Source organism: Saccharothrix sp. ST-888, assembly GCF_000955975.1.
In the GTDB taxonomy this organism is placed as follows: domain Bacteria; phylum Actinomycetota; class Actinomycetes; order Streptomycetales; family Streptomycetaceae; genus Kitasatospora.
On record NZ_JYJF01000814.1, the window covers coordinates 1 to 322 of the forward strand.

At 77.3% G+C, this 322-nt stretch carries 1 pseudogene; it reads right to left on the reverse strand.

The features are described from left to right. A pseudogene (locus tag UK12_RS42440) lies at nucleotides 1-322 on the reverse strand (NADP-dependent oxidoreductase); the annotation flags it as partial.

Consider the following 322-nt stretch of genomic DNA (forward strand, 5'->3'; position numbering starts at 1 on the left):
TTGGTCAGCCAGTCGTGGCGGCTGCGGCGGGCGGTGCCGATGACGTGGGCTCCCAGGTGCTTGGCGAACTGCACGGCGAAGTGGCCGACCCCTCCGGCCGCGGCGTGGATCAGGACCCGCTGACCGGGGCGGACCTCGGCGGCGTCCACCGGGGCCTGCCGCGCGGGCAGGGCGGCCAGCGGGAGGGCGGCGGCCTGCTCGTGGCCGGCGGTTGCGGGCTTGCGGGCGAGCGGGGGGGCCGGTGCGGTGACGTACTCGGCGTAGCCGCCTGCCGCGCGGGGGAACCAGGGCATCCCGTAGACCTCGTCACCGGCCTTGAGGG